The 1,155-nt window shown below is 44.9% G+C and carries 2 protein-coding genes; one reads left to right on the forward strand and one right to left on the reverse strand.

All coding sequences use genetic code 11. The features are described 5' to 3' along the window. Nucleotides 1-5: 5 nt before the first annotated feature. Nucleotides 6-281 (reverse strand): hypothetical protein, encoded by a 276-nt coding sequence (locus ACYVG7_RS10270; RefSeq protein WP_460883025.1) that lies wholly within the window; start codon nt 279-281, stop codon nt 6-8. A gap of 189 nt (nt 282-470) precedes the next feature. On the opposite strand from ACYVG7_RS10270, the gene ACYVG7_RS10275 reads away from it, so the two are divergent. Then, nucleotides 471-950, forward strand: a complete 480-nt coding sequence (locus ACYVG7_RS10275) for a YchJ family protein (protein ID WP_460883026.1) — start codon at nt 471-473, stop codon at nt 948-950. The last annotated feature ends 205 nt before the right edge of the window (nt 951-1,155 follow it).

Consider the following 1,155-nt stretch of genomic DNA (forward strand, 5'->3'; position numbering starts at 1 on the left):
ACTGGTCAGGATCGGCTGTCGAACGGCTCCAATGCCACAACGCCTGTTGAAGCTGGCTGAGTCTCGATGGTAATCAGGTAAATTTTTGCAATCGAGCTCTCTGCCAGCGCCAGATATTTAACTAATATCTCTTTCTTCTCAGTGAGCAACTGCTTCTCTAATAAGGTTTGTTTTTCTTCAAGCTGTGCTTGACCCAAAAAATAGTTGGTCAAGTTCATCACGACCACAACCAGAATCAAAGAGATGGCGGCCAGGCTGACTATTTTGGTTTTGATCTTCATAAAACCTATCCTTGTTTCATATGACTACGCATGTAACTCGACCTATCGAGTACCACAGTTCCATTATGACGTCCAATAGGCATAACATTGTTGCATCGACGCGCATTACGTATTGAAAACTGATTTTTATCTGTTGTTTTGGGAGCTGTCTCTTATAATTTCGATCCCTTTACGACACCGGAATCCGTCATGTCTCTTTGTCCTTGTCGCAGCGGTCTGCCCCTCGAGGAGTGTTGTCATCCCTATTTAACCGGGGATTACCAAGCTCCCACACCCGAGCTATTGATGCGCTCACGATTTAGTGCCTTCACTCTGCATGAATGGCCTTACATTTTGCGAACCTGGCATCCCCAGCACAGACCCGCTTGCAGTATCGCCGAATTAGCGGCGGAGGCTGAAGAGACACAATGGGTCAGCTTAACGGTATTAGCCAGTGGGCAGGATCTTGGCGTCCATAGCGGTTGGGTCGATTTTTGTGCCTATTATCGTGACGCGACCGGGCTCCATATTCATCATGAATTATCCTCCTTTGTCCGCGAGCAAGAACAATGGTTTTATACCCAAGGGAAGTTTTTACCTGCACCCGCAGAATTAAAACTAAAGCCTAATATGTTGTGCCCTTGTGGCAGTGGAATTAAATACAAAAAGTGTTGCGCCATGATTAAATAATATAATCATCGACTGCTTCAAGATAAGAGCATTTATTATTAATCATCTGGCATCCATAGGGCATTTATTATCCATTTAGTGATAGCGACATATACTACACCAGCTGTTCGCATAGCCAATCAATCCAGGGCGAGAGCGTGAACATATTGTTAAATTGATGCCAGTTCAGCTAACCCAGCATCCAGTACCTTTTCCAGATATGGGC

This window comes from Pseudaeromonas pectinilytica (assembly GCF_054780855.1).